The following is a 25,010-nucleotide window of genomic DNA, read 5'->3' on the forward strand; positions in this document are numbered from 1 at the left end:
TTATTTTTTCATTTAATATAATAATCAGGTTAAATTTCTGTTAATACTGTTAAAACCTTTAGTGTTCGTAATTTTTAGCTATTTTTACCAATTATTTTTAAAGACTTGCGGAATTTTATTCTGATATTCTTACTGCTGTTTATGGGCTTATCATGCTATAATGCCCAAATATTCTCATGGAAAAATCCAAACATACCTCAAGACAGCATAAAAAAAGACAGCATTATTGCTCTAAGGCTTGAAAGAGATCTTTTTGCCAAAGACACAATGGATTTTGTCAGAACCAGCAATAAAATCATTGTAGATGAAGCCGTACTTGCAAGAAATAATAATAAAAGATTCTTAGGAGAACTTAACTCGAAAGGTTCTATCATCAGAGGAATTACCTTTGGCAACAATCAGGGGCAGTCGGTACAAAGCTCAATGGATTTACAGATTTCCGGCAGACTTTCTAAGGATGTAACGGTTTTGGCAAGTATTTCAGATCACAACTTACCTATACAAGCAGATGGATACACGCAGACACTGGAAGAATTTGACAGAATTTATATGCAGCTCAACATCAAAGAAAAATCCATTCTCAGAGCAGGGCATTTAGATCTGGTAGATGCCAAGAATTATTTTTCAAAATATCAGCGAAGAAGCATGGGGCTTCAGTTTCAGACCCAGCTCGGAAATGACAATAAAACATTTGTAGACATTTCTGCTGGTGTTGCACGGAGTGAGTTTCACAGAATCCGTTTTCAGGGAATTGAAGGAAACCAGGGACCATACCGGCTTACAGGAAGAAATGGTGAACAGTTTATTACTTTGATTTCAGGGTCAGAGCAGGTTTTTATTGATGGAATTTTAATGAAACGTGGCGAAAATCAGGACTATGTTATCAATTACAATACCGGAGAAGTCACTTTCACCAGTTTCAGACCCATTTTTCAGCAAAATTTTATTACCATTTCTTTTAATTATGCCAACAGGAATTATTCAAGATATTTATTTACCGGAAAACTGGAACATCAGAGAGAAAAATTCAGAGTCGGGCTCAACTGGTTCATGGAAAACGACAACAAAAACGCTCCTTTAGCTTTAAATTTATCCAAGGAAGATGAACAGATTTTAGCTGATGCAGGTAACGATCAAAACCTGATGTATGCGCCTTCCGGAGTGGTAGCAGAATATGATGTAAATAAAATCCTATACAGCCTTGTTCAAAATCCCAGCGGAAATTATTATGAGTTCTCTACCGATTCCTCACAAACTTTATATCAGGTATCATTTACCTATTTCGGAGCCAATCTCGGAGATTACAGACTGAAACAAACCACCAACAACGGGCGGGTCTTCGAATATGTAGGACCCAATTCTGGAGATTACCGTGCCGTAAGGAAGCTGCCTTCACCTCAAAAAGCTCAGGTATATACTTTAAATTCAGAATACTTGCTTAAAGATGGTAAAATAGGCGCAGATGTTTCACTCAGCAATTACGATATCAATTTATTTTCATCGAAAGATTCTGATCAGAACATTGGCTACGCCGCAAGAATATTCGGAAATAAAACGTTCACCAAAAACAACTGGAAAGGAACTCCAAGCTTTGAATATCAATACATTGACAGACAGTTTCATATTTTAGACCGTATCAACGATGTAGAATTTTCGCGCGACTTCAACCTTGCGCAGGAATTTAACAATCTCACACAAAACCGTTTTATTTTCAGCTTTTTAAATAAATGGAATAACAAATCTGTTTTGAATTACAGAGTAAATTATCTTGATGAGCAGGACTCTTATAAAGGGCTTAAAAATGATCTTGATTTTGGCTGGATCAGGAGCAAATTTACAACCAAAGGAAATTTTTCTTATTTGGACACAAAAGCAACACTTCAAAACACCAAATTTATCCGTGGAGCAGCAGGAACAGAATATACCGGAACAAAAGGAAGCTGGGCACTTGGCGGAAGCATGGAACACAACGAAAAGAAATTCAACGAAACAGGATTGATGGATGTCACCAGCTTTAGCTGGAAAGAGCTTTTTGTTCAGAAAAAAATCGGCGACAGCGCAAGAACAAAGCTTTTATCAAGAATGTATGTGAGAGATAATGATTCTGTGCGTGATAACCGACTTCAAAACATGAACAGAATTTTAGGTTTAATGACAGAAAGCCAAATCATCAAAACCGAAAAAACTACACTGAATGCGTTACTTCACTACAGGAAATTTTTCTATAAAAACGATGATGTCGACATCAATCAGAATAAGGATTTTGTAGTCGGAAATATTTTATACAACCAACAGCTTTTCAAAAACGGAATGCGCCTTCAGGCTTTCTACGAATTAGGAAACGGACAGGAAGCTCAGCGTGAATTTCAGTATATAAAAGTAACTGATGGACAGGGAGTTTACAAATGGACAGATTACAACGGTGACGGTATTCAGCAGCTGGATGAGTTTGAAATCGCAGAATATTCTGATCTTGCGCAATACATCAGGGTTTACACCAATTCTGTAAGATATATCCCTTCCAACAAAAACAAACTACAGCTTGCTTTGTTTGTAAATCCGTCTGTTGTTTTCAGCTCCGAAAACAAATTTTTAAAACGCTGGAATTTCAACATTTCATTAAATTCTCAAAATTCTTTTTATAAAAGAGATAAAGTTTTGGTTTTAAACCCATTTGAAACCGGAGAAAACTTAATTTTAAAGAATCAGAATATTCTGATGTCTGCTCAGTTTAATCCAACTGAAAAATCCGGCTGGAACGGAAATTACCGGTTTATTTCCAACGACAATCTCCTGAATGCCAATTTCAGCAACGAAGAAAGAAATCAGACTTCCCATTTTGTGAATTTAGGATATTGGTTTAATAAAGAATTCAGGATTGACTGGGAAAACTCGGTTCACAATATTGAAAATTCTTCTCAGCTTTTTGCCACGAGAGATTACCGTCTCAATAATTTTGAAACAAAACCTAAAGCAACCTATCGGTTTACAGATTCTATTCAGGCAGAATTTTCCTCTGCTTACCGTGAAAAAAAGAGAGTGGATGGCGAAGAGATGCTGAAGGCTTTTGACCTTACAGGAACCATACAGTGGGAGCGCAAAAAAACTTCCATCAGAGGAAACTTTTCTTTTATCAATAATGACTTTACAGGAAACAATTTCAGTATTGTCGGAAATCAGATGCTTGACGGTTTAAAACCAGGAAAAAATCAGGTCTGGAGTGTTTTTATTCAGCAGGCAATTAACTCCTTTCTTCAGCTCAACCTGAATTATGAGGGAAGAAATTCCGGTGAAAGAACCATACATATCGGAAGCATGCAGGTAAAAGCCAGCTTTTAATACGTTTTCTATACATTCAGTTTTTAAAATCATATTTATCATCAATTAATATTACTTCCACAACTAAACAAATAATCATTTTAAAACTACATCAACATACTTTTATTATGCTAAAAAGCTTTGTCATTATTATCTTCACTTTTATTTCGGGTTTGCATTTCTCACAAACGTACGAAATTCAATATGAAAGTTCATACAACGGAAAAGTTCAGCCCAATCAGAATCCTTTGATTGTCTGGGTAAACGCTCAGGAAAATTTTATTTTAAACTCAAAAATAAAAGAATTCAAAAGCGATTATCCGTTTGAAATTACCAAAATTGAAAAGCCTTCCAACAGTATTATTTCTTATGCTTTTTTAGCGCCGGATGAAGTTATTTCAACTTCTGATGCAGAATCTGTAGCAAAACAAGAGTTTGAATTTACCTCAGAAACAAAAAAAATTCTTGGCTACAACTGTAAAAAGGCAGTCACAAAAATCAATTCAAACACGATTGAAATCTGGCACACTAATGATCTGAAAATAAGCGGCGGACCATCAAGTCTCGGTCAGAAATTAGGTTTGGTATTACAGATTGAGAGAAACGGAAATTCATCAACGACAGCAATATCCTTGAGAAAAGTTAAAAGTACCGCAATAGAAAAAATTCTTAACAAAAAAGTATCTGCGACAGATCTTTTAAGCTATCGGGATTTGCTGTGGAAAAGCAGGTTTACTACTTTACCAGTTTTTGAAAATGAAACCATCAATTTCTCCGACGAATCTAAATCTGATGAGAAAATTAAAAGATTTGCCAATGGAACCATTATTCTTAAAAAAATAAAATTTCCCCAAATAACTAAAGGCGATAATATTTTTGTGGAACTAAAGCAACAATCTAATGGTGATGCGTATGACAGAACCGGAACTGTATTCTTCATTCCCGAAGAAAAAGCACAATCGTTTTTTAACGGTTTAGAAAATGGAGTCAAAACACTTCCTTCCTACGAAAATGGTAATGGGAAACAATATTTCGGAGTTGTTTCAACTGAAAATTATCAGCCTACTGTAGAACTGATGAGGTTCTTTACCGCTTTTGGAATCAATAAATTTAATCACATCCTGCTTAAAGACAAAGTTTGGCAGACTGTAAGTCCTTTCAGGCAGGATATTACAGAATTAAAGCCATCCCTTTCAGGGAAAGAACTTTGGGTTGGTACTTTCATCGGAAACTACGACAAAGGCGGTCACAAAGTAAGCCTGGAACTGACCATTCATCACAGTGACCAGATTGTTCATGATAATAATAAGGTAATCCCGTTATTCAACACAACCAATATTATGGAAATGGCAGGACAGGACTATGCAACGATGTTTGATCATGAAAAAGGCTTATTTGTAGAGTTTAACCTGGAAAAAGATTTAAAAAACGCCCAGCTCAGATACATAACAACAGGTCATGGCGGATGGGAAAATGGTGATGAATTTATTCCTAAACAGAATTCAATTTATTTAGACGGAAAATTATCCTATTCTTTCATTCCATGGCGTACAGAATGCGGTTCCTACCGTCTCTATAATCCTGCATCCGGAAATTTTGCTGACGGACTTTCTTCTTCAGACCTCAGCAGATCAAACTGGTGTCCCGGAACAGTTACCAATCCCGCATTTATTTCTTTAGGTGATTTAAAAGCCGGAAAACACACTCTTCAGATCAAAATTCCTCAAGGAAAACAGGAAGGAACAAGCTTCAGTTCCTGGAATGTTTCGGGGGTATTATTAGGCAGCGAATAAAAACAAAACCTCCTTGCAATATTATTACAAGGAGGTAAAAACACAAATGATGAAAAAAAATTATTTCGAGCCACAAAGTAAATAAAAAAAAATTTACAAGTCAATACCACGCCTTTATTTTTTTGAGAAATTAGCTTTTTTATTACAATTTTAACGGCAAATAATCCGGATTTTCAAATCACGTAATTATTTAATCTGTGTAAGTGAAAAAATTTAACCAACACTCCATTTAAAATCTGTTTAAATTAAAAAATTAAACTTAATAATTTAATTTGATTAAAATTTTAAACTTAAATGTAATTTTTATTTTAAATTATAAATTGTATATATAGTTTTGCTTTCAAATAAATAAATTATGTGCGGAATCGTTTGCTTATTTGACGCAAAACAGTCAACCGAAATATTAAGACCACAAGTTCTTGAAATGTCCAAAAAAATTCGTCATCGAGGTCCCGACTGGAGCGGCGTTTTCCAAAATGACAAAGTAGTTTTTTCTCACGAAAGACTGGCAATTGTAGATCCTACTTCAGGCAAACAGCCTTTATTTTCAAAAGACGGAAAAAAAGTTCTTGCCGTGAATGGGGAAATATACAATCATCGTGAACTGAAAAAAGAATTTCCTGATTATGAATTTCAGACCCAGTCAGACTGCGAGGTTATTCTGGCTTTATATGAAAGAGACGGTAAAAATTTTATTGAAAAGCTCAACGGAATTTTTGCGTTTTCTCTGTATGATATAGAAAAAAATGAATACCTGATTGCAAGAGATCACATGGGAATCTGTCCGCTTTATCAGGGTTGGGACAGAGAAGGCAATTATTATATAGCTTCCGAACTCAAAGCACTGGAAGGAATCTGTAAAAAAATAGAAACTTTTTTGCCGGGACATTTTGTTTACAGCCCGGAAAGCAGCGAACTTCAGCAATGGTACAAAAGAGACTGGGAAAATTTTGATGCCGTAAAAAACAATGTAACGGATATTGCATTAATCAGAAAGGGGCTGGAAGAAGCAGTTCACAGACAGTTGATGAGCGATGTTCCTTACGGAGTTTTGCTTTCAGGAGGTCTGGATTCTTCCATCATTTCTGCGGTAACGGCAAAATTTGCAAGGCAAAGAATCGAAAGTGGCGATACTCAGGAAGCCTGGTATCCAAGATTGCATAGTTTTGCTGTTGGCTTAGCAGGATCTCCGGATTTGGCAGCAGCAAAAAAAGCAGCAGAACACATCGGCTCGGTTCATCATGAGGTTAATTTTACCGTACAGGAAGGTTTAGATGCAATCCGTGATGTGATCTATCATCTGGAGACCTACGATGTTACCACCATTCGTGCTTCTACCCCAATGTACCTCCTTGCAAGAGTCATCAAATCTATGGGGATAAAAATGGTGCTTTCCGGAGAAGGTTCTGACGAATTATTCGGTGGATATCTTTATTTCCATAAAGCTCCGAATGCAAGAGAATTTCATGATGAAACAGTCAGAAAACTTGGAAAACTTCATTTATATGATTGTTTAAGAGCCAACAAAGCTTTGATGAGCTGGGGAATTGAAGGAAGAGTTCCGTTTTTGGATAAGGAGTTTATGGATATTGCCATGAATGTAAATCCTGCAGATAAAATGATAAAAAAAGAAGAAGGTAAAATTGAAAAATGGGTTCTGAGAAAAGCCTTTGAAGATCTTCTTCCTGAATCTATTGCATGGAGACAGAAAGAGCAGTTTTCTGACGGTGTAGGCTATTCCTGGATTGATACTCTGAAAGATGTTGCGGAAAAATATGTAACTGATGAAATGATGACTAATGCAAAATTCAGATTTCCTGTAAATACTCCACAAAATAAAGAAGAGTACAGATACCGTACTATTTTTGAAGAACATTTCCCGAGTGAAACCGCAGCAGCTACTGTTCCTTCTGTTCCATCCGTAGCGTGTTCTACCCCTATTGCTCTGGAATGGGATGAGGCTTTTAAAAAGATGAATGACCCAAGCGGAAGAGCCGTAAAAGTACATGAAACTTCTTATTAAAACCAAATATTTATTAATCCTGTAGCTTTACAGGATTTTTTATTGAATAAAAGCAATAATATTTTGATAATTTAACTAACAATTAAACTTATTATCTAATAAATAATTATATTTGAAAAATAAAAAATCTTTACTCCTAAAAATGAAAAGAAACATTACTATTTTATTTGCTCTATTATCGGTAAGCTTCGCTTTCGGACAAGGTAAATACGGAAAATATCTCAGCTCTAAAAAACTTGCTTTAACTTATAAAAACGTAAAACCAGCTGAAAAAGACGATTATTATCAGCAGTATTACTGGCTTGTAAAAGCTGAGAAGCTGAAGACCTACCCGCATTTGGCAGATGTAAAACCAGTTGTTCTTTATAATTTCGTAAAAAAAGTAAACCCTCAAAACCCAACAAAAAAACTGGATGAAAGAGGAAAAGAGCTTCGCAAAACCGCAGAATTATCTCTGGATCAGTATTTCAAAAACAAAAATTTCCAAAACAACGAAATTCTTCTTTACAATCTTGAAACCTATGTTGACCCTTCACAAGGAGAATATTTCACTAAAGTTGATGCTGAAAGAATAAAAGAGCTGGTTCCTAAGGAATTTTTCGGATTTGCTTCCTTAAACAGAAAAACAGGAGAAGAGACCAATTATTACCTTTGGGTAGATAAGAAAAATGACAAGTATAAGATTGTTGATATCATCCCTAACGAGAAGGACAACAAAAAATTTTATGCGTCTTTGAAACAGTATCTTCCAAAGTATACATTCAAGAAAAAATTCATGCCTACCGTAAAGAAGGGTACAAAAGCTGATAAAACAGATAAAAACTTCTTCTATATCATGCCGTTTGAAGAAAACAAAGATAATATTGAGTATAAAACCGATGACTTTGAAACATTTACTTTGAGCCAGATAAAAAGAGAAGGAGAAACGTGGATTGGTGTTGAAAAACCCAAAAATAAGTAATCAAATATTACATACATAAAAAACCGAAAAGTTGTACTTTTCGGTTTTTATTATTTTACTGGCAAATAGTTTATACTGTTACCTTAGCTCTGGCCTTAGCCAGCATCGGAATAGAGATCAGTCCCATTATCAGCATAACAACAATTTGAAGCGGAAGAGAAATAAACGAATAGATCAAACCCATTTCACCGCCCAGTTCTGCACTTTTTCCCATAGAAAGAAACAATGCCATAAAACCATATTTCATAGCAAGATTAAAAGCTCCGATTCCTCCGCTTGCAGGGATAATCATTCCTAATGTACCCACTACAATAATGAAAAATCCGTCAGCAAAAGTAAAATCTGAAGTTTCAGGCAGAGAAAAACAAACGAGATATGCGGCAAAGTAATAAGAAATCCAGATTCCTACTGTATATAGTATAAATTTACCTTTTTGCTTTAACTTGAATATTGACAGTAAACCTTGAAGAATACCGTCAATAAACCCAATAACTTTACCCAAGACAGGAACATCAACAAATCTTTTTTTAAAGATAAAAAACAAAATTCCGGCAACAGCTAAACCAGCTACAACGAATAAGATCTTATTTGGATTGACATCAATTCCAGAATTTTCGTAAAAAGACAATATGGCTTCATATTTAAAAATTAAAGTCAAGCCTAAAAACGCAAGCATACAGATCAAGTCAACCACCCTTTCAAGAATAATCGTTCCGAAAGACTTATCTACCGGAACTTTTTCCACACCATAAAGCGCTGTGGCTCTCGCCAACTCACCACTTCGGGGAATGGTAAGATTCATCAGATAACCGAAGGACAAAGACCATAATGAATTAGAATTTGAGATTTGATGTCCCATCGGCTCCAATAAAAGATTCCAGCGAATTGCTCTGAACCAATAGGCTGCAAAAGCAAATACTGCCGAGAAAGCAACCCACATATAATTGGCTTTTGCCAAAGACTGTTTTATAACTTTAAAATCAAGACCTTTAAGAGCAAGCCACAAAAAAAAGCCTGCGAAAGCAAGCGAAATAATGACCGTCAGAACAGATTTTATAGTTTTGTTTGATTTATTCTCCATTATTTAGGTAAGAAGGTTAGTTTTTTCGTCCGGAAATATTATTTTAGGCTGAAAATCTTTTGCTTCTTCAGGACTCATTTGTGCATAAGCAATAATAATAATGATGTCGTCACGCTGAACTTTCCTTGCAGCAGGACCATTAAGACATACTTCACCGGATTTTCTTTTTCCTTTGATAACATAGGTGTCAAAACGTTCACCATTATTTACATTTACGATATAAACCCTCTCTCCTACAACCAGACCGGCGGCATCTATAAGGTCTTCATCTATGGTAATACTTCCTATATAATTAAGGTCTGAAGCCGTAACTCTGACCCTGTGAATTTTAGATTTAAAAACTTCTATTAACATGGTGCAAATTTATTAATAATATTTAATAAACAAGGTTTAAAAAAGAAAATACGCCCAATTCAGGCAAACAGCAATAATTTATTTAAAATCAACGTATTCAAAATTATTTTAGTGAATTTATAAAGTATATCTACAAATGAATAAAGACTTAATACATAATTAAGGATTTAATAATTTAATAATTAAGAGCTTTAAAACCAACAACATCAATATACATAAGCACTTGGCATGATTTTAGTTCGTGGAAACATTGATTTTTCGCCATCATCCGAATTATCAATTTTTAATCAATTTTATGTAAACGTAAAATAAAAAATAATTTTTTTATAATTTATTTGCACAATTTGAAAATTGTTTTAAATTTGCTTTTATAACTAACTTTTAATATTAAAAATTATGAACAAGTCTGAACTAATCGACGCAATGGCTAAAGATGCCGGTATTACAAAAGTTGCTGCAAAGGCTGCTTTAGAATCATTTATTTCTAATGTAACCAATACATTGAAAACTAAAGAAGGTAAAGTATCTTTAGTAGGTTTTGGTACTTTTTCGGTATCTGAAAGAGCTGCAAGACAGGGAATCAACCCGGCAACAAAAAAACCGATCAACATCGAAGCTAAAACTGTTGCCAAATTCAAAGCTGGTGCAGATTTATCTAACGCTGTTGCTGCTGCCAACATGCCGGCTTCAGGAAAAAAGAAAAAATAATCTCACGATTATAAAAAAACAAAAACCTCATCAAAAGATGGGGTTTTTCGTTTTTATGGAGCTAGGCGTGCCGTCTTCCAGTCGATGCCTTCCAGTGTATAAATAATTCGGTCGTGAAGCCTGTTGGGTCTGCCCTGCCAAAATTCTATTTCGTATGGTTTGGCAATATATCCACCCCAGTTTTCAGGTCTTGGAACTTCAGAACTTTCAAATTCCTTTTCCAATGCTTTCAGCTTTTCTTCTAAAAAACTTCTGTCCGGAATTTTCTGGCTTTGAGGCGAAACTATCGCTCCGAGCTGACTGCCTTTAGGTCTGGAATGAAAATATCCGTCACTCAAATTTTCAGCAATTCTTTCCAAATCAGCTTTTATGATAATCTGTCTTTCTAAAGCCGGCCAGAAAAAATGAAGACATGCTTTATGTGTTTTTTCTATCGCTGTCCCTTTTCTGCTTTGGTAGTTGGTGTAAAATATAAAACCTTCATAAGTATATTCTTTCAGGAGTACCATTCTTGTGCGGGGACAACCGTCTTCTTCTATTGTAGAAACTGCCATTGCATTAGCTTCTGAAATGGAAGTGTTATCAGAAGCCTCCAAAAACCAGTCTCTGAATTGCTCAATAGGATTCTCTTTAATCTCACTTTCAACAAGTTGAGATTTTTCATAGATTTTTCTTTTATCGTGAAGGTTTTCCATAAATTATTTTTATTAAATTTGAGTATGAATTACTCATACAAAGGTAAAATATTAATTTCCACACCTGATATTTCGGGAGATATTTTTTCCCGTTCGGTAGTACTGATTATTGATCATTCCGAAAACGGGGCGTTTGGCTTGATTCTTAACAAGAAAAACAGTACGATGAGTAGCCGTTTCAGAAGTTTTTTTGATTTTCCTATTGAAGTGTATGATGGTGGCCCTGTTGAAAACGATAAAGTCTTTTTTATTATTAAAGGAAAAAAAATCACCGAAGAATTTACCGAAATAAACAAAGAGTTTTATCTAACTGAAGATATTGAAAATGTCATCAATGCTGTTTTGCAAAGTGAAATCAGCATTCAGGATGTTAAAATATTTTCCGGATATTCCGGTTGGTCATCTTCGCAGCTCGAACAGGAAATACAGAAAAAACTATGGACAGTAGTTGAAGTGTATAATCTGGATTATACTTTACCCAACGATCAGACATTATGGAAATCTATCATGCAGAATCTTGGCGGAGAATTTCTTCTATGGGCAAATGCACCTGAAGATATTTCTCTCAACTGATAGGCAACCTCACAATCAAGCGATATAAATTTAACAAATTTTAAATTTTTGTTATTAAATTTTTAAGAAATTTTTCACGTTCTTTGATAAAGCTAAATAGCAGTATTACTACTAAAGAGCATTCTTGATTTATTTCTCTGGAAAGCAAAAACATTTTGATTGATGCAGAAATAATGATGAAGATATTTGATTACTTTTCAAGGGGCAAATAGATCTAGTTGGTTGAATATTGCTCAACAAATGAAAACTATTCTGACAAGAGACACGTTGACACAAATTCTGGATTGGTGCATTATTGATTTCACCAAAAAGAATTAAAATACATTTTTCTGAGTCTATCAGAATAAAACCCGGTAAAGGACTAAAAGTTGTTTACCGGGTTTGTCAATTTTATTGGAAACTATTTTTCCAGTTGCCAACAAGCTCTGAAAAACGGTCACTTCCGAATGTTTTATTCCTGATTTTCTTTACAGAAAAAAGACCTTTTTCATCAGAAATTAAGAGAATTTCTTCAGCTTTTTGAGATTCAAAGGCAATAATCTCATGTTCCTGAACATCCGCCAGATTATTTTTATGAAGATAGGTTACAAAATTTTCCATCAGCGGAGAGATATAAGCTCCTTCAGACTGCTTTGGTATTTTGATTACATCTCCTTCCATAAAAAGAAGATTTCCTTTTGTGGAACGCGCAATTCGTTTGTTAGGATTTAAAAGTATTACATCATCCAAATCATTTTCCTGTGCATAGATTTCAGCATAAATATTCTCCGGGCAATGTACTCTTATATTGCTCAAAAGATTGTTATTGACGTTGATTTCTTTAATTAAATCGAGCTCCAAAGGTCTTTTCTGAATATCTAAAACATCATCGGTTTCAATTACCTGAAAGTAATAAGAAACAGAAGATTTTGAAAGAGTAACTCCATCAGAATTTCTGTACACCATAAAATTGATGATACCATTCTTAATTTCACTTTCATCAATTACTTTTGAAGTAAAAAGATTCTGAAAAAACTCCAGCGTATAGCTTAAAGGAATATTCAGTCTCATCTTTCTCATAGATGCCATCAGAAAGAAGTAACATTCTTCTTCCATAACCAGTTTAGAATTTCTTACAAAAAAAGAAACTTCAACAGCGTCCCCGGAAAGAAAAGCACGGTTGATCTGTTCCGGCTTTTCTGATGTGAAATATAAATTTTCCAAAATAACAATTTTTATAAAAAAATAATGAACGATAAATCGTCCATCAGTTTTATCAGTTCAATATAACGCAGCTATTTCTTAAGCCGCACCCAATTTTATTCTAAGATTTTCAATAAGGTTTTCCCAGTAAAGCGCATTTTCTTCTTCATCGCCTTCTTCACAAAAGTCTGTAATATTTAAAGCCAAATCTTCAGTAATATCATCAATTGTAATGGTCATTTCAAAAAAATGCTTCGTTCCTTCATCTTCTTCCCATCTGAATCTCACGAAACTTTCAGGCTTATATCTGATTAAAGTTGCTTTCTCAGCAGGTCCTCCGTTCCAGCTGAAAAAGAAATCATCGCCTTTTTCTACTACCTCATCTGCAAACCATTCTGACAGACCTTCTGCGCTTGCAAGATATTCGTACAAAATCTCTGACAAACAATGCATTGGAAACTCATAATGGACTTTGTGTTTCGCCATATATCTATATTTTTAACGTCACGCAATATATAAATTAATTTTTTTATTACGCAAAATTCTTATTACTTTTTTATATAATCTTCATGATATTTATCAGAAATATTTTAAATTGTATTTCTATCAAATTATGATTGAAACAGGAAGTAAAATAACCTTAAAATTTCATTAATTTTCGCTGAGTACTTCCAGAATTATTTTACATCCTTCTGTAATTTCTTCCTTTGAAATAGTGAGCGGAGGAGAAATTCTGAGGTATTCATTTCTGTAGAGCTGCCAGAAAACGACAAGTCCTTTTTGCATGCATTTTTTTGCCACTTCCAATGTATATTCCGGAGTACCCAGATTCACAGCAAGCATCAATCCTTTTCCGTTGATATTTTTAATTTTCGGATGTACCAGAAGTTCTCTGTACAATTTCTCTTTTTCATCAATTTCATTCATCAACCCGCTTTCAAGAATCTCTTTGAGAGTAGCATGTGAAGCAGCAGCAATAAGAGGATTTCCACCGAAAGTTGTAATATGTCCCAATTTAGGAGAATGCGAAAGAGTTTCCATGATTTTTTTTGAGCTCATAAAGGCGCCGACCGGAACTCCGCCTCCCATTCCTTTTCCCATAACGAGAATATCAGGAACAATTCCAAAATGTTCAAATGCGAATAGTTTACCTGTTCTTCCAAATCCGGGCTGAATTTCATCTAAGATCAGCAAAGCACCTACTTCCTCACATCTCTTTTTAAGTTTAATTAAATAATTTTGATCCGGAACTAAAAAACCTGCTGCTCCCTGAATAGTTTCAAGAATGACACCTGCTGTTTTTTCAGTGATTTTATCCAAATCATGTTCATTATTAAATTCAATAAAGGAAACCATCGGCAGTAAAGGGCGGAATTCCCTCTTATGAAACTCATTTCCTGAAACACTTAATGCTCCGTGTGTATTTCCGTGATAGGAATTTTTAAATGAAACAATCTCCTCTCTTCCTGTATATCTTTTGGCTAGTTTCAGACTTCCGTCAATCGCTTCTGCTCCGCTGTTGACGAGATACGTCACTTCCAGCGGATCTGGTGTAGATTCAGCCAATAATCTGCACAATTCAACAGGTTTTTCCTGAGCATATTCCCCGTAAACCATCACATGAAGATATTGGTCTGCCTGATCTTTAATAGCATTAACCACTTTTGGATGTGAATGACCTAATGTATTGGCAGAAACTCCCGCTACAAAATCAAGATATTTTTTACCATCCTTACCGTAAATATAGCTTCCTTGTGCTTTTTCTATCTCAAAACCAGCAGCAAACGGCGTTGTCTGCGCCTGATATTTAAAAAAATCTTTTTGAATTTCCATTGTCTGAAAAATTTAGGCAAAGCTAAAGAAGATTTGAGGAATAAGGAAATTATAGGCATTAAAAAAGATCAGCCTAAACTGATCTTCTATTATTTTCTTACCCTTTTCGGTTTTTTGGCTTCTTCCTTCGCTTTTTCACGGTCTATTGCTTCTTTCGCTTTATTATATAGTCCGTCATTTGGAATATATTGTATTTCCTCATAATTTGGAGTATCTACAAGAATATCCTGCCATTTCCTGATGCGGTCTTTGGTATTCCAGTTGAAGTCGGGAAACTTTCTTTTCTCAGGCTCTATTTTGCTCATTGGGTAGATTGTAGATGTAGCACCAATACTGCATGAGATAATCTGAAGCTTTTGTTCATCAAATAAAGAACCAATAATTCCGCAGGCTGTTAAAGCAACTCCTATTCTTTCCTGCCTCTTTGTCGTTTTGTTTTCTTCGTCTGCGAAGGTAATTGCCTGTGCATTTCCGATAACCTTTACTTCTTTAATGTCACGCCCTTCATAATAAACCGTCATCAATTTACCTTTCACCTGGTTAAATTCATCAACCAGATTTAGAGAATCCACTTTACTTATCGCCAAAGCATTTCCAATGACCTTTAGAGAATCTATGTTTTCGGTTTCAGTATTGAAATATGCTTCAATTTTATCTCCTGTTACCTGTTTTTCACCGCTCCAGAGAATGGGCTCGGTGTACATATGCATGATACCATCAGTTTCATTAAAAGCAATAGAATCTGCTCTTCCCTGTGCATTCGACTTGTAAATTCTTGCTTTTCGGAATGCTCTTAAAAAGCTTTTCTTTTTGGTAATATCTGCAGAATCTGGCTTTTGGTAAGAAAGAATTTTTTCTGAAGCAAAATAAATAGAATCTTTTTCTAAGATTTTCACCGCATACGGACTTTTGGTCATCATTGCAGAATCCTTCTTTTCGAAGATCTCACCATACCCTCCTTTCAGATACCTTTTTTCCAGAGGATCATCTAAGGTTACATTTCCGGTCGCTTTACCAAAGCCTGTCAGCTGATTGTAGTACATTTCGTCTCCTGTAAGAATTTTATCATTATAAAAAATCTTGGAGTTTTTTGTAAGAAATGACTCTTTGGTATTCAGGTTATGTGTTCCTTTTTCAGTAACAATTCTGTTTTTAGGATTTTTATTATTCGTTATTACAGTATACCCATTGATATCTACGATATTGGTATTCTGATTCTGAACAACATTTCTTCCTTCCAGCGTATAATCATTATCCACAATTTTTACATCTCCGGAAAGATCTACCACTCTTGTCGTCAAATAATAAGTTGCAGATTTTGTATAGGTTGTGCTTTTTCCGTCAAAGATGGTACCTCCTGTATTAAAATATGCCTGATTTGCCATCCTGTCGTAGTACATTGTCTGAGTTTTGATGACAGTTCCTTTCGGATCTGTAAGAACAACGTTTTTTTTAGCAACTCCTTTCTGGGAATTGCCGTCATACTCCATTTCGGCAGCAGTAATTACCGAGCCGTCAGAATTCTGAAGTTTTGTGTTCCCTATTGCTCTTACAAAATTTTCGGCATCATAAACTACGACTTCGTCTGCATACAATATTGAACCCTGATGCTCAATCTGTACATTTCCAACAAAGTATCTGTTTCCGTCGTACTTTGTATCTTTTTTGATTTCATCTGCATTGATGATATGAATCCTGTTTTCAGGACTGCTTTTCGGAGGCTGATTTTTTACAGGATTCTGCAAATAAGGATCCCGCTTTGCGGGTTTTGTGTTCTGCGCAAAAATTGCTGAACTTATCAGCAAAAAAGTGAAAAGGAAAATTTTCATTGATCAGTCATTCTTTGTACCATAAAAATACAGCGAATGGGAATCAATTTTCACACCAAAAGCGGCTTCTATTGATTCTTTAATCCCCTGAATTCTCGGATCACAGAATTCTATAATTTCCTCAATCTCTTTGTCTGAATCTTTCTTGTAAATCACAAGATGATCATGCTGTTTGTCAAAGTAAGATTTCTCGTACGAAGAAGAAGTAAGCGTTTTTTCACCAAACTGATGCTTACGAATCAAACCCGCATCAAGGAAAATTTCTATCGTGTTGTAAATTGTAGCTTTCGACACATGATATTTCTTCTGCATCATCAGTAGATACAGATCATCCACGTTGAAGTGATGATCCATATTATAGATTTCCTCTAAAATTGTATACCTTTCCGGCGTGTTCCGAAACCCCTTTTCCAAGAGGTAATTACGTAAAACATCCTTAATCAGTGTTATATTTTTTTCTTTTTGTATAGTATCCATTAAAAAATTTATACTACAAATTTATTGATTTTTATTTAAATGTAAGCTACCTCTCTTTTAACCTAAAAACTATGACTTACATCTGAAAAATTCAGATTGCTGTATCTTATTTGAGGAAATAGTCTCTTCCGTGAGCGGTGCAGATTCAACAACGACATTATGCGAGGTTACACCCCAGGATTTAAAATCATCACTTCCGATATATTTCACAAAATTGTAAATATTAAGTGTAATTTTTTGCTTAACCGTCAAAAGAATATCATTGATGTAAGTATTGTCAATAATTACATACTTAAGATCTGGCGGAATATTGTGAGCTCTTAATGACGGGTGGCTGCTTCTCGACGGAATGGTTCCTTCCGCCATCATGTCTTTCAGCACCATATTAAAATAATCATTAATTCTTCTGTCTACTTTAAATCCTAAAAGAAAATTGATTTTATAGATCGTTCCCGGCAGAATTTCATCAATACTGTATTTGAATGTATAAGGATCTTCCTGATTTACAATACTTAAAATAAAATAATGATCTGCTCTTTTCGGCTGCTTTTTAATGATAGAATAAATAATTTTAGATTCAATCTCATCATGACGTTTTGCTCTGCTTAAGTAGGCTAGATTGGTACAATATTTCGGAATTGTCTCATCTAGTTTCATATCTTTTATGATAGAGACATATTTATCAATTTTAACATAGTTGGTAAAGTTTGCTTTCAGTAGCCTTCCGTTGTACCATGCATACATACATACTGCTATGAATCCTCCCAGAACGATTGTAAGCCATCCGCCGTCAAAAAACTTCAGAACATTAGCATAGAAAAAACCTGATTCTATTGTAAGGTATACCGCAACAAATCCAAAAATAAAAATTTTATTAAGTCTGGTTCGGCTTAGCCAGTACGTCAGCAAAATTGTCGTCATCAGCATTGTAATAGTAATCGTTAAACCATAAGCCGCTTCCATGTGTTCTGACTTCTGGAAGTAAAGAACAACTATAAAACATAGAAACATCAATCCCCAGTTAATTCTTGGGATATACATCTGACCTTTTATTCCCGAAGGATATTCAATATGCTGATTGGGCCAGAATGAAATAGACATTGCCTCGGAAAACATGGTAAATGAACCGGTAATAACGGCCTGACTTGCAATAATTGCCGCTGCTGTAGCTAAAACAACCCCAGGCAAAACCGCCCACTCAGGCATAATTCCAAAAAACGGATTCACTCCTGTAAAAACTTTCTGATAATTATCCAGAAGCCATGCTCCCTGACCTAAATAATTAAGAATCAACATTACTTTCACGAAAATCCAGCTTACCCGAATATTTTTTGCTCCGCAATGCCCTAAATCAGAATATAAAGCTTCCGCTCCAGTCGTACAAAGGAAAACTGCGCCCATGATTACAATTGCACTTGGAGAATGAGTAATCAGATTGTACGCATACATCGGGTTGAATGCTTTTAATATTTCTAAATGATCAAAAATATGCATGGCCCCAAATCCGCCTAATACCACAAACCAGGTAACCATGATAGGACCAAAAAATTTCCCGATAGATGCGGTTCCAAATTGCTGAACCAGGAAAACAACAAATAGAATGACTAATGTAATGTAAACTACCGGCGTATTGGGATTGTAGATCTTTAAGCCTTCAATAGCAGACATTACTGTTAACGAAGGAGTAATGACACTATCTGCAACCAATGTAGAGGCTCCTATAATTGCGATGACATACAGCCATTTTTTCTTAAGTCTTTTTACCAGAGAGTATAAAGATAAGATTCCGCCTTCTCCTTTGTTATCAGCTCTTAAAGCAATAATAACATACTTTACGGTTGTCTGCAATGTTAATGTCCAGATGATACAGGATAAAGCTCCTTCAATATATTCATCAAAAGGCATGAGTGCACCTTCTTTTCTTGCATTTACTATAGCTTTCATTACGTAAAGCGGTGAAGTACCAATATCTCCAAATACAATTCCCAGAGAAACTATAACTCCAACAAATGAAAGCTTTTTAAGATCAAAATGGTGACCTCCTTCTGTAACTTCTGACATTTCAGCTAATTATTTAAAGGCGCAAATTTATATCAAAATTATGACCCTTCCTCATATTAGTTATGAATAGTATAAATGAAAAAACTTCCTTTCGGAAGTTTTTCTCTATAATCTTGCGGTAATTATTTAACGTACATTGCTTTTTTGATTTCTTCTTTAACTTTTTCAAGTTTCGGAAACCACTCTGCGAATAATGCTGCAGAATAAGGTGCCGGAGCGTCCGGAGTCGTAATTCTTTTGATCGGAGCATCCAAATAATCAAATGCTTTCTGCTGTACCATATAAGTAATCTCAGAAGATACAGAACCAAAAGGCCAGGCTTCTTCCAAAATCACAAGTCTGTTTGTTTTCTTAACAGAAGCCAAAACAGTATCAAAATCTAACGGACGAACCGTTCTTAAATCAATTACTTCAACAGAAATACCCTCTTTAGCCATATCTTCAGCTGCCTGAATTGCCAGTTTCATGATTTTACCAAAAGAAACCAATGTTACATCTGTACCTTCTCTTTTGATGTCTGCTTTTCCGATAGGTAAGTAATATTCTTCTTCAGGAATTTCCATTTTATCTCCGTACATCTGCTCAGATTCCATAAAAATTACCGGATCATTATCCTGAATAGCTGTTTTAAGTAAACCTTTTGCATCATAAGGATTAGAAGGAACCACCACTTTCAGACCGGGACAGTTGGCAAACCAGTTTTCAAAAGCCTGAGAGTGCGTTGCTCCAAGCTGACCCGCTGAAGCTGTAGGCCCGCGGAAAACGATAGGACAATTCCACTGACCGCCACTCATCTGACGGATTTTCGCAGCATTATTAATAATTTGATCTATACCTACCAAAGAGAAATTGAAAGTCATAAATTCTACGATCGGTCTGTTGCCGTTCATCGCTGCTCCTACTGCAATACCTGTGAAACCAAGCTCAGCAATGGGTGTATCTATCACTCTTTTAGCACCAAACTCATCCAGCATTCCTTTTGAAGCTTTGTAAGCACCGTTGTATTCTGCTACTTCCTCTCCCATTAGAAAAATGGATTCGTCTTTACGCATTTCCTCGCTCATTGCCTGTGCAATTACCTCACGAAAAGTATATTCTGCCATAGTTATTTGAAAAATTTAGAGTACAAAAATAGTATTTTTATTATTTATATTACAAAAAAAGACAACTCATTACTGAATTGCCTTGTATTTTAATAAGGATTTTAAAGTTTTTAGTTCACTTTCTGCCAAACCTGAGTTCTACCTAAAAGAGAAAAGCCCATATATCCTCTTACATTAAGTTTATCACCATCTTTTGTAATGGTACATTTATATGTTTTTCCGGTTTTAGGATCAGTAATGGTACCTCCTGTAAATTCACTCCCGTCTTTTGCTAAACCTCTGATGATTTCCATTCCCAAGATCGGTTTTCCTTTTCTGTCATCTTTACATCCTGAGCAGTTGGGATCTGCAGGCTTTATCAGTAACTGGGAAACCTTACCGTAATATTTCCCGTCGGACTTTTTATAGATTTCTACTATAGATTTGGCTTGTTTAGTTTCGTCATCTATGGTTTTCCACTTTCCTTCAATCTGTGCGAAAGACATTACGCCGAATAAAGAAAATACTAAGGTTGTTAATAATTTTTTCATATAAGTTCTGTTTAATTTTAATTATAGATTAATAAATGATTGATTAGTTAAAAATAGAAATAATTTTTAAAGAGACAAACAATTTTGCTATTCTTTACATAAATAACAATAGATATACCGCTTTTTTCATTAAAAAAAATCTATTGTTGCTCTATTTTGTAATCAATTTAATTTTCTGTTAATCACACGGCTCATATAATCCTGATACCACGCTTTAGCCACTTGTTTACCTTTTTCAGTTTCAGGAGTTTTTATCTGATCTGCTAAATTCTTCTCAAAGCCTAAATCAGTTTTATGATAAATCCCGGTGATTTCTTTTCCATCAAAACGATAGATATAATTACCATAAATAAACTGTTCAGAACTCCCATCTGAATTTACAATAATAGGAACATAATTATTTTCGCTTACAACGCTTCTTCCCCAGCTTCTGATTTTCTTATTATATCCAATCAGATCTGCCAAAGTAGGATAAATATCAATCTGCTGTGCTAATTCTTCATTAATACCTTTAAGCTGATATTCAGGATCAGGAGAATAAAACATCAGCGGAACAGCAAAACGGTTCATCGCTTTTTCATATTCCGGATAAAAAACCTGATTGGTATGATCTCCTGTAAAAACAAAAATGGTGTTTTTGAACCACGGCTGTTTCTTAGCTGTTTCAAAATACTGTCTGATGGCATGATCCGTATATTGCATTGGCTCATGCATTTGAATGTTTCCTTTTTTAAATTTACCGTTGTATTTTTCAGGAATTTTAAACGGATGATGTGATGAAGCGGTAAAAACGGTAGCCATAAAAGGCTGCTTTTTCCCTACGTGTTTGGCAAAATACTGCAGAAATGGTTCGTCCCAGATTGCCCACATCCCGTCAAAATCCTGATCACCATGATATTCGTCTTTTCCGAAATAATGCTTGAAGCCCAGAATATTTCCAAAACCCATAAAGCCCATTGAACCATTGGGTGCGCCATGGTAAAAAGAAGTATCATATCCCAGATCGTTACATACCGAAACAATCGACTGAATTTTCTGATTGGAATAAGGTGAACTTGTAAAAGCATCCGTTAAACTCGGAATTCCTGCTAAAATACTGCTCATTCCGTGGATCGACTGCCTTCCATTGGCAAAAGTATTGGGAAAAATAAGGCTTTCATTCGCTAAGCTGTCAATAAAAGGAGTGTAAGAAACATAATCTTTTATGTTTTTATTCCTGTTGAATGCTCCCGAATATTCTCTGCCAAAAGACTCAACAATGAAAATAACAATATTAGGTTTGTCCTGAACTTCTCTGTTATAAGTTTTGTAGGGATTGATATTTTCATCAATAAATTGCTGATCAACAAAATGTACTTCTTTAAAATTGTTACTTCCCAATGTTCTGAAAAACGAAAAAGTAGAATTAAGAACAATATTTCCCTGCAAAGGATTTTTCACAAACTTATTGGCATCCACAAGGTTGATTGGTCTTGTGCTGTGCTTGAAATCTCCTCTGATTCCGCCAACAATCAGAACCGCAGAAATACACAAAGTCACCACAGACCAAACAAAGTAAGGAACAAGCTTTACAGGCTTCTGCTCGCTTATTTTGAACTTTTTGTAAAGGAAAATCCATAAAAACATCAAAATAACAAACCAAATGATCACGAAAGGATGCTCTGCGACTGAAACAGTAAAAACATTAAGGATATTAGTCTCGTTTTTTGCCACCTGAAAAGCCGCCGATGTCAATCTTGCCTGAGAAAATTTATAATACACAAAATCGCCGAAATTCATGGCATAAGTGATTCCGTTGGTAATAAAATACAGCCAGATAAGCAATTTCTGATACCCTCTTTTAGTATTAATAATTACAGGAATTAGACTTAGAAAAATAAATAATGAATTGACGTACAAAATTGCAGTCAGATCAAATGCAATCCCGTGAAAAGCCAAACTTAGATAGTCTGAAACACTTTCTACTTTGATTAAATTTTTATTGAAAAACCAAAACAAAAGTCTTGCTGCCTGATAAAAGACAAATGCCAGAAAAATCCTGTAACATAGGATCAGGATTTCCTCTTTTCTGAATTCTTTAAAAAATTTCATTAAATATATCGTTATTTTTAAAGACGAAAACATCAAAAACTTAATTTTAGCTGATGAATGATTTTCGCTGTGCAAATTTAAGTTAAATTCATCGCAAGTTAATTTTTACTTCACATTAATTAAGGTTAAAGTTTTTAAAAACTGTAATTTTGTTCCCATGAATTTTATTAAAAATAATCTGGCTAATGCACTCACGCTGGGAAATCTTTTTTCAGGCTGTGTTGGTGCCGTACATTTGATGACAGGTGATTATCAGACAACCGCTGTCTGCATTGTTTTATCTCTGGTTTTGGATTTTTTTGACGGATTTGTAGCCCGGGCTTTAAAAGCCAACTCCAATTTGGGAACCCAGCTCGATTCTTTGGCAGATATGGTAAGTTTCGGATTGATTCCCGGATTAACAATTTTTGTTTCTCTTCTCGAAGTTGACAATAGCAATTCTTTAAATTTTATAGATTACGGATATTTACTTCTCAACGAACAGCGTTGGATTTCTTATTTTGGGTTTATTATTACGCTTTTTTCTTGTTTAAGACTGGCAATTTTCAATCTGGATGAGGATCAGAAATATTATTTTAAGGGTTTAAATACGCCTTCGAACACAATTTTGATTTTTGGTTTGTATTTGGCTCATAAAGAATTATCAGCATTTGGTTTTTTATTCGAAAATGAAATTTACTTATTGATTTTAACAGCAATTTCCTCATGGCTTCTCATTTCTCCTATAAAAATGATTGCCATGAAATTCAAATCGATGAAATTACAGGATAATTATCCCAAACTGGCTTTACTGATTGGTGCTATTCTTATTCTGGCAATTTTTAAAATGGCAGGAATCCCTTTAGTAATTGTCTATTATATCGTAATTTCTTTAATATTCCAGAAACAACTTAAATAATTATCAATTTTGAGTCTGATAAATTAATCACTTCTAAAACTCATCATTCATATTCAATCATTTATAACTTACAAACAAATGAACTTAAAACTACATAAACCTCTTTGCATTTTTGATCTTGAAACCACAGGAACCAACATCGGAAAAGACCGAATTGTTGAAATATGCATCTTAAAAGTGAATCCTGATTCTTCCAGAGAAAGCAAAACGTGGAAGGTAAATCCGGGAGTTCCCATCCCAAAAGAATGCAGCGAAATTCACGGAATTTATGATGAAGATGTAAAAGATGCACCAACTTTCAAGGAAATTGCTCCCAAAATAGTTGAAATGATTTCAGGCGCAGATTTGGCAGGGTTCAATTCTAACCGTTTTGATGTTCCTTTATTGGCTGAAGAATTGCTTCGCGCAGATTTTGATTTTGACCTAAACAAATTCAAACTGGTTGATGCACAAACGATTTTCCATAAAAAAGAACCAAGAAATCTGAGTGCGGCATACCAGTTTTATTGCGGAAAAACATTAGAAAATGCACACTCTGCCGAAGCGGATGTATTGGCAACTTTTGAAGTATTAGACGCACAGGTCGGAAAATATGACGACCTTTCTAATGAAGTTGCTGAACTGAGCGAATTTTCGACTCAGAATAAATTTGCCGATTTAGCGGGAATGATACATTATAACGCAAAAAATCAGGAAATTTTTGCTTTCGGAAAATACAAAGGACAGGTGGTGAAAGAAGTTTTCCAAAAAGATCTCGGATATTTCGGATGGCTGCAAAATGCTGACTTCCCTTTATACACCAAAAAAGTTTTCACTAAAATACAACTTTCCAATAAATTTTAGATGATTCTTCTGCAAATCGAAGATCTGCAATAAAGTAAAAATTTCAACATGAATAATTTAGTTAAGTTTAAATTCTACGAAACTGCGCTGCAAGCCAACCGTGATAAGCAGATTCTGGCTGAAAACGGCATCAACAGTTTTATTGCCAACGAACAGCTTATTCAGTCGGATTGGCTGCTTTCTCAGGCTGTTGGCGGAATTCAGCTGCAGGTTTTTGAAAATGATTTTGACGAAGCTGAAAAGATTCTGAGTGAATATAAAGAAAACGAAAACTTTGCTCTTGAAGTAGAACATACCATTGAGAATCCCGATTTTGATTTTGTCTGTCCGGAATGCGGCTCCAATCACCTTTACAAAGACGACAGCTCAACCAGTTTTTTCGGAATTTCTATTTTATCAAGCGAAAATTACGTGTGCTATTATTGCGGAAATAAGTTTAAGATTGGATGATAAAATTCCCCTCCTTTGGAGGGGTGGCAAAATTTCTCTGAAATTTTTGACGGGGTGGTTAGAAAGTGAATTGCTATATTTTTTTTTTCCCATTTAAATTGAAAGGTACAATTAAAATTATGCACTCCTCTCTTCATAGCCCCGATTGCAGCGGCATCCTTTTGTGGAGCAAAGCGGAACAAAAGATATAGCGGAAAGCGGGAAACA

The 25,010-nt window shown here is 35.0% G+C and carries 21 protein-coding genes; 9 read left to right on the top strand and 12 right to left on the bottom strand.

Annotated elements, in window-relative coordinates; genetic code table 11:
- Positions 1-141 precede the first annotated feature (141 nt).
- From FNE73_RS11225 to FNE73_RS11240, 4 genes are all read left to right on the top strand, one after another.
- The gene (locus FNE73_RS11225; RefSeq protein ID WP_143884703.1) at positions 142-3,339 is read left to right on the top strand and encodes a hypothetical protein; all 3,198 of its coding nucleotides are present in this window, start codon (positions 142-144) and stop codon (positions 3,337-3,339) included.
- Between the two features lie 107 nt (positions 3,340-3,446).
- Positions 3,447-5,111, top strand: coding sequence for a GLPGLI family protein (locus tag FNE73_RS11230; protein ID WP_143884704.1), 1,665 nt, complete (start codon positions 3,447-3,449; stop codon positions 5,109-5,111).
- 355 nt (positions 5,112-5,466) lie between these two features.
- Positions 5,467-7,134: an asparagine synthase B gene (gene asnB / locus FNE73_RS11235; protein WP_143884705.1), complete on the top strand. Its 1,668-nt coding sequence runs from the start codon at positions 5,467-5,469 to the stop codon at positions 7,132-7,134.
- 142 nt (positions 7,135-7,276) lie between these two features.
- Entirely contained in the window at positions 7,277-8,095 is an 819-nt protein-coding gene (locus FNE73_RS11240) for a hypothetical protein (RefSeq protein WP_143884706.1), read from the top strand.
- Positions 8,096-8,165: 70 nt separating this feature from the next.
- Here the strand turns inward: FNE73_RS11240 and FNE73_RS11245 are convergent, their stop codons facing one another.
- Together FNE73_RS11245 and panD are read right to left on the bottom strand one after the other, a co-directional pair.
- Positions 8,166-9,176 (bottom strand): lysylphosphatidylglycerol synthase transmembrane domain-containing protein, encoded by a 1,011-nt coding sequence (locus FNE73_RS11245; RefSeq protein ID WP_143884707.1) that lies wholly within the window; start codon positions 9,174-9,176, stop codon positions 8,166-8,168.
- A gap of 3 nt (positions 9,177-9,179) precedes the next feature.
- Positions 9,180-9,530 (bottom strand): aspartate 1-decarboxylase, encoded by a 351-nt coding sequence (gene panD, locus FNE73_RS11250; protein WP_143884708.1) that lies wholly within the window; start codon positions 9,528-9,530, stop codon positions 9,180-9,182.
- 396 nt (positions 9,531-9,926) lie between these two features.
- On the opposite strand from panD, the gene FNE73_RS11255 reads away from it, so the two are divergent.
- Positions 9,927-10,238: an HU family DNA-binding protein gene (locus tag FNE73_RS11255; protein ID WP_089745773.1), complete on the top strand. Its 312-nt coding sequence runs from the start codon at positions 9,927-9,929 to the stop codon at positions 10,236-10,238.
- A 53-nt stretch (positions 10,239-10,291) separates the two neighbouring features.
- On the opposite strand, the gene pdxH is transcribed toward FNE73_RS11255, so the two are convergent.
- The gene (pdxH, locus tag FNE73_RS11260) at positions 10,292-10,933 is read right to left on the bottom strand and encodes a pyridoxamine 5'-phosphate oxidase (protein WP_143884709.1); all 642 of its coding nucleotides are present in this window, start codon (positions 10,931-10,933) and stop codon (positions 10,292-10,294) included.
- A 24-nt stretch (positions 10,934-10,957) separates the two neighbouring features.
- Between pdxH and FNE73_RS11265 the strand changes: the two genes are divergently transcribed.
- Positions 10,958-11,506, top strand: a complete 549-nt coding sequence (locus tag FNE73_RS11265) for a YqgE/AlgH family protein (RefSeq protein ID WP_143884710.1) — start codon at positions 10,958-10,960, stop codon at positions 11,504-11,506.
- Positions 11,507-11,896: 390 nt separating this feature from the next.
- Here the strand turns inward: FNE73_RS11265 and FNE73_RS11270 are convergent, their stop codons facing one another.
- From FNE73_RS11270 to FNE73_RS11310, 9 genes are all read right to left on the bottom strand, one after another.
- A complete protein-coding gene (locus FNE73_RS11270; protein WP_394366301.1) occupies positions 11,897-12,718 on the bottom strand; it encodes an aminotransferase class IV in 822 nt (273 codons plus the stop codon).
- 69 nt (positions 12,719-12,787) lie between these two features.
- Positions 12,788-13,174, bottom strand: a complete 387-nt coding sequence (locus tag FNE73_RS11275) for an START-like domain-containing protein (protein WP_089745767.1) — start codon at positions 13,172-13,174, stop codon at positions 12,788-12,790.
- Between the two features lie 165 nt (positions 13,175-13,339).
- Positions 13,340-14,515, bottom strand: coding sequence for an aspartate aminotransferase family protein (locus tag FNE73_RS11280; RefSeq protein WP_143884969.1), 1,176 nt, complete (start codon positions 14,513-14,515; stop codon positions 13,340-13,342).
- Between the two features lie 95 nt (positions 14,516-14,610).
- On the bottom strand, positions 14,611-16,350 hold the full coding sequence (locus tag FNE73_RS11285; RefSeq protein WP_143884711.1) for an OstA-like protein: 1,740 nt from the start codon (positions 16,348-16,350) through the stop codon (positions 14,611-14,613).
- A 3-nt stretch (positions 16,351-16,353) separates the two neighbouring features.
- Entirely contained in the window at positions 16,354-16,827 is a 474-nt protein-coding gene (locus FNE73_RS11290; RefSeq protein WP_143884712.1) for a Fur family transcriptional regulator, read from the bottom strand.
- 69 nt (positions 16,828-16,896) lie between these two features.
- Positions 16,897-18,888 (bottom strand): KUP/HAK/KT family potassium transporter, encoded by a 1,992-nt coding sequence (locus FNE73_RS11295; RefSeq protein ID WP_143884713.1) that lies wholly within the window; start codon positions 18,886-18,888, stop codon positions 16,897-16,899.
- A gap of 122 nt (positions 18,889-19,010) precedes the next feature.
- Positions 19,011-19,991: a pyruvate dehydrogenase complex E1 component subunit beta gene (locus FNE73_RS11300; protein ID WP_089745759.1), complete on the bottom strand. Its 981-nt coding sequence runs from the start codon at positions 19,989-19,991 to the stop codon at positions 19,011-19,013.
- A 110-nt stretch (positions 19,992-20,101) separates the two neighbouring features.
- Positions 20,102-20,521, bottom strand: a complete 420-nt coding sequence (locus FNE73_RS11305; RefSeq protein ID WP_143884714.1) for a DUF2147 domain-containing protein — start codon at positions 20,519-20,521, stop codon at positions 20,102-20,104.
- A gap of 162 nt (positions 20,522-20,683) precedes the next feature.
- Positions 20,684-22,612, bottom strand: coding sequence for an LTA synthase family protein (locus FNE73_RS11310; protein ID WP_143884715.1), 1,929 nt, complete (start codon positions 22,610-22,612; stop codon positions 20,684-20,686).
- 157 nt (positions 22,613-22,769) lie between these two features.
- On the opposite strand from FNE73_RS11310, the gene FNE73_RS11315 reads away from it, so the two are divergent.
- From FNE73_RS11315 to FNE73_RS11325, 3 genes are all read left to right on the top strand, one after another.
- A complete protein-coding gene (locus tag FNE73_RS11315; RefSeq protein ID WP_143884716.1) occupies positions 22,770-23,510 on the top strand; it encodes a CDP-alcohol phosphatidyltransferase family protein in 741 nt (246 codons plus the stop codon).
- A 78-nt stretch (positions 23,511-23,588) separates the two neighbouring features.
- Positions 23,589-24,353 (top strand): 3'-5' exonuclease, encoded by a 765-nt coding sequence (locus FNE73_RS11320; protein WP_143884717.1) that lies wholly within the window; start codon positions 23,589-23,591, stop codon positions 24,351-24,353.
- Positions 24,354-24,401: 48 nt separating this feature from the next.
- Positions 24,402-24,803: a putative signal transducing protein gene (locus FNE73_RS11325; protein WP_143884718.1), complete on the top strand. Its 402-nt coding sequence runs from the start codon at positions 24,402-24,404 to the stop codon at positions 24,801-24,803.
- The last annotated feature ends 207 nt before the right edge of the window (positions 24,804-25,010 follow it).

Source organism: Chryseobacterium binzhouense (assembly GCF_007474545.1).
GTDB classification, from domain to species: domain Bacteria; phylum Bacteroidota; class Bacteroidia; order Flavobacteriales; family Weeksellaceae; genus Chryseobacterium; species Chryseobacterium binzhouense.

What these genes read in the sequence shown, in the direction of transcription:
- FNE73_RS11225 (WP_143884703.1), top strand. Translation starts at nt 142, where the DNA reads ATGGGCTTATCATGCTATAATGCCCAAATATTCTCATGGAAAAATCCA.
- FNE73_RS11230 (WP_143884704.1), top strand. Translation starts at nt 3,447, where the DNA reads ATGCTAAAAAGCTTTGTCATTATTATCTTCACTTTTATTTCGGGTTTG.
- asnB (WP_143884705.1), top strand. Translation starts at nt 5,467, where the DNA reads ATGTGCGGAATCGTTTGCTTATTTGACGCAAAACAGTCAACCGAAATA.
- FNE73_RS11240 (WP_143884706.1), top strand. Translation starts at nt 7,277, where the DNA reads ATGAAAAGAAACATTACTATTTTATTTGCTCTATTATCGGTAAGCTTC.
- FNE73_RS11245 (WP_143884707.1), bottom strand. Translation starts at nt 9,176, where the DNA reads ATGGAGAATAAATCAAACAAAACTATAAAATCTGTTCTGACGGTCATT.
- panD (WP_143884708.1), bottom strand. Translation starts at nt 9,530, where the DNA reads ATGTTAATAGAAGTTTTTAAATCTAAAATTCACAGGGTCAGAGTTACG.
- FNE73_RS11255 (WP_089745773.1), top strand. Translation starts at nt 9,927, where the DNA reads ATGAACAAGTCTGAACTAATCGACGCAATGGCTAAAGATGCCGGTATT.
- pdxH (WP_143884709.1), bottom strand. Translation starts at nt 10,933, where the DNA reads ATGGAAAACCTTCACGATAAAAGAAAAATCTATGAAAAATCTCAACTT.
- FNE73_RS11265 (WP_143884710.1), top strand. Translation starts at nt 10,958, where the DNA reads ATGAATTACTCATACAAAGGTAAAATATTAATTTCCACACCTGATATT.
- FNE73_RS11275 (WP_089745767.1), bottom strand. Translation starts at nt 13,174, where the DNA reads ATGGCGAAACACAAAGTCCATTATGAGTTTCCAATGCATTGTTTGTCA.
- FNE73_RS11285 (WP_143884711.1), bottom strand. Translation starts at nt 16,350, where the DNA reads ATGAAAATTTTCCTTTTCACTTTTTTGCTGATAAGTTCAGCAATTTTT.
- FNE73_RS11290 (WP_143884712.1), bottom strand. Translation starts at nt 16,827, where the DNA reads ATGGATACTATACAAAAAGAAAAAAATATAACACTGATTAAGGATGTT.
- FNE73_RS11295 (WP_143884713.1), bottom strand. Translation starts at nt 18,888, where the DNA reads ATGTCAGAAGTTACAGAAGGAGGTCACCATTTTGATCTTAAAAAGCTT.
- FNE73_RS11300 (WP_089745759.1), bottom strand. Translation starts at nt 19,991, where the DNA reads ATGGCAGAATATACTTTTCGTGAGGTAATTGCACAGGCAATGAGCGAG.
- FNE73_RS11305 (WP_143884714.1), bottom strand. Translation starts at nt 20,521, where the DNA reads ATGAAAAAATTATTAACAACCTTAGTATTTTCTTTATTCGGCGTAATG.
- FNE73_RS11310 (WP_143884715.1), bottom strand. Translation starts at nt 22,612, where the DNA reads ATGAAATTTTTTAAAGAATTCAGAAAAGAGGAAATCCTGATCCTATGT.
- FNE73_RS11315 (WP_143884716.1), top strand. Translation starts at nt 22,770, where the DNA reads ATGAATTTTATTAAAAATAATCTGGCTAATGCACTCACGCTGGGAAAT.
- FNE73_RS11320 (WP_143884717.1), top strand. Translation starts at nt 23,589, where the DNA reads ATGAACTTAAAACTACATAAACCTCTTTGCATTTTTGATCTTGAAACC.
- FNE73_RS11325 (WP_143884718.1), top strand. Translation starts at nt 24,402, where the DNA reads ATGAATAATTTAGTTAAGTTTAAATTCTACGAAACTGCGCTGCAAGCC.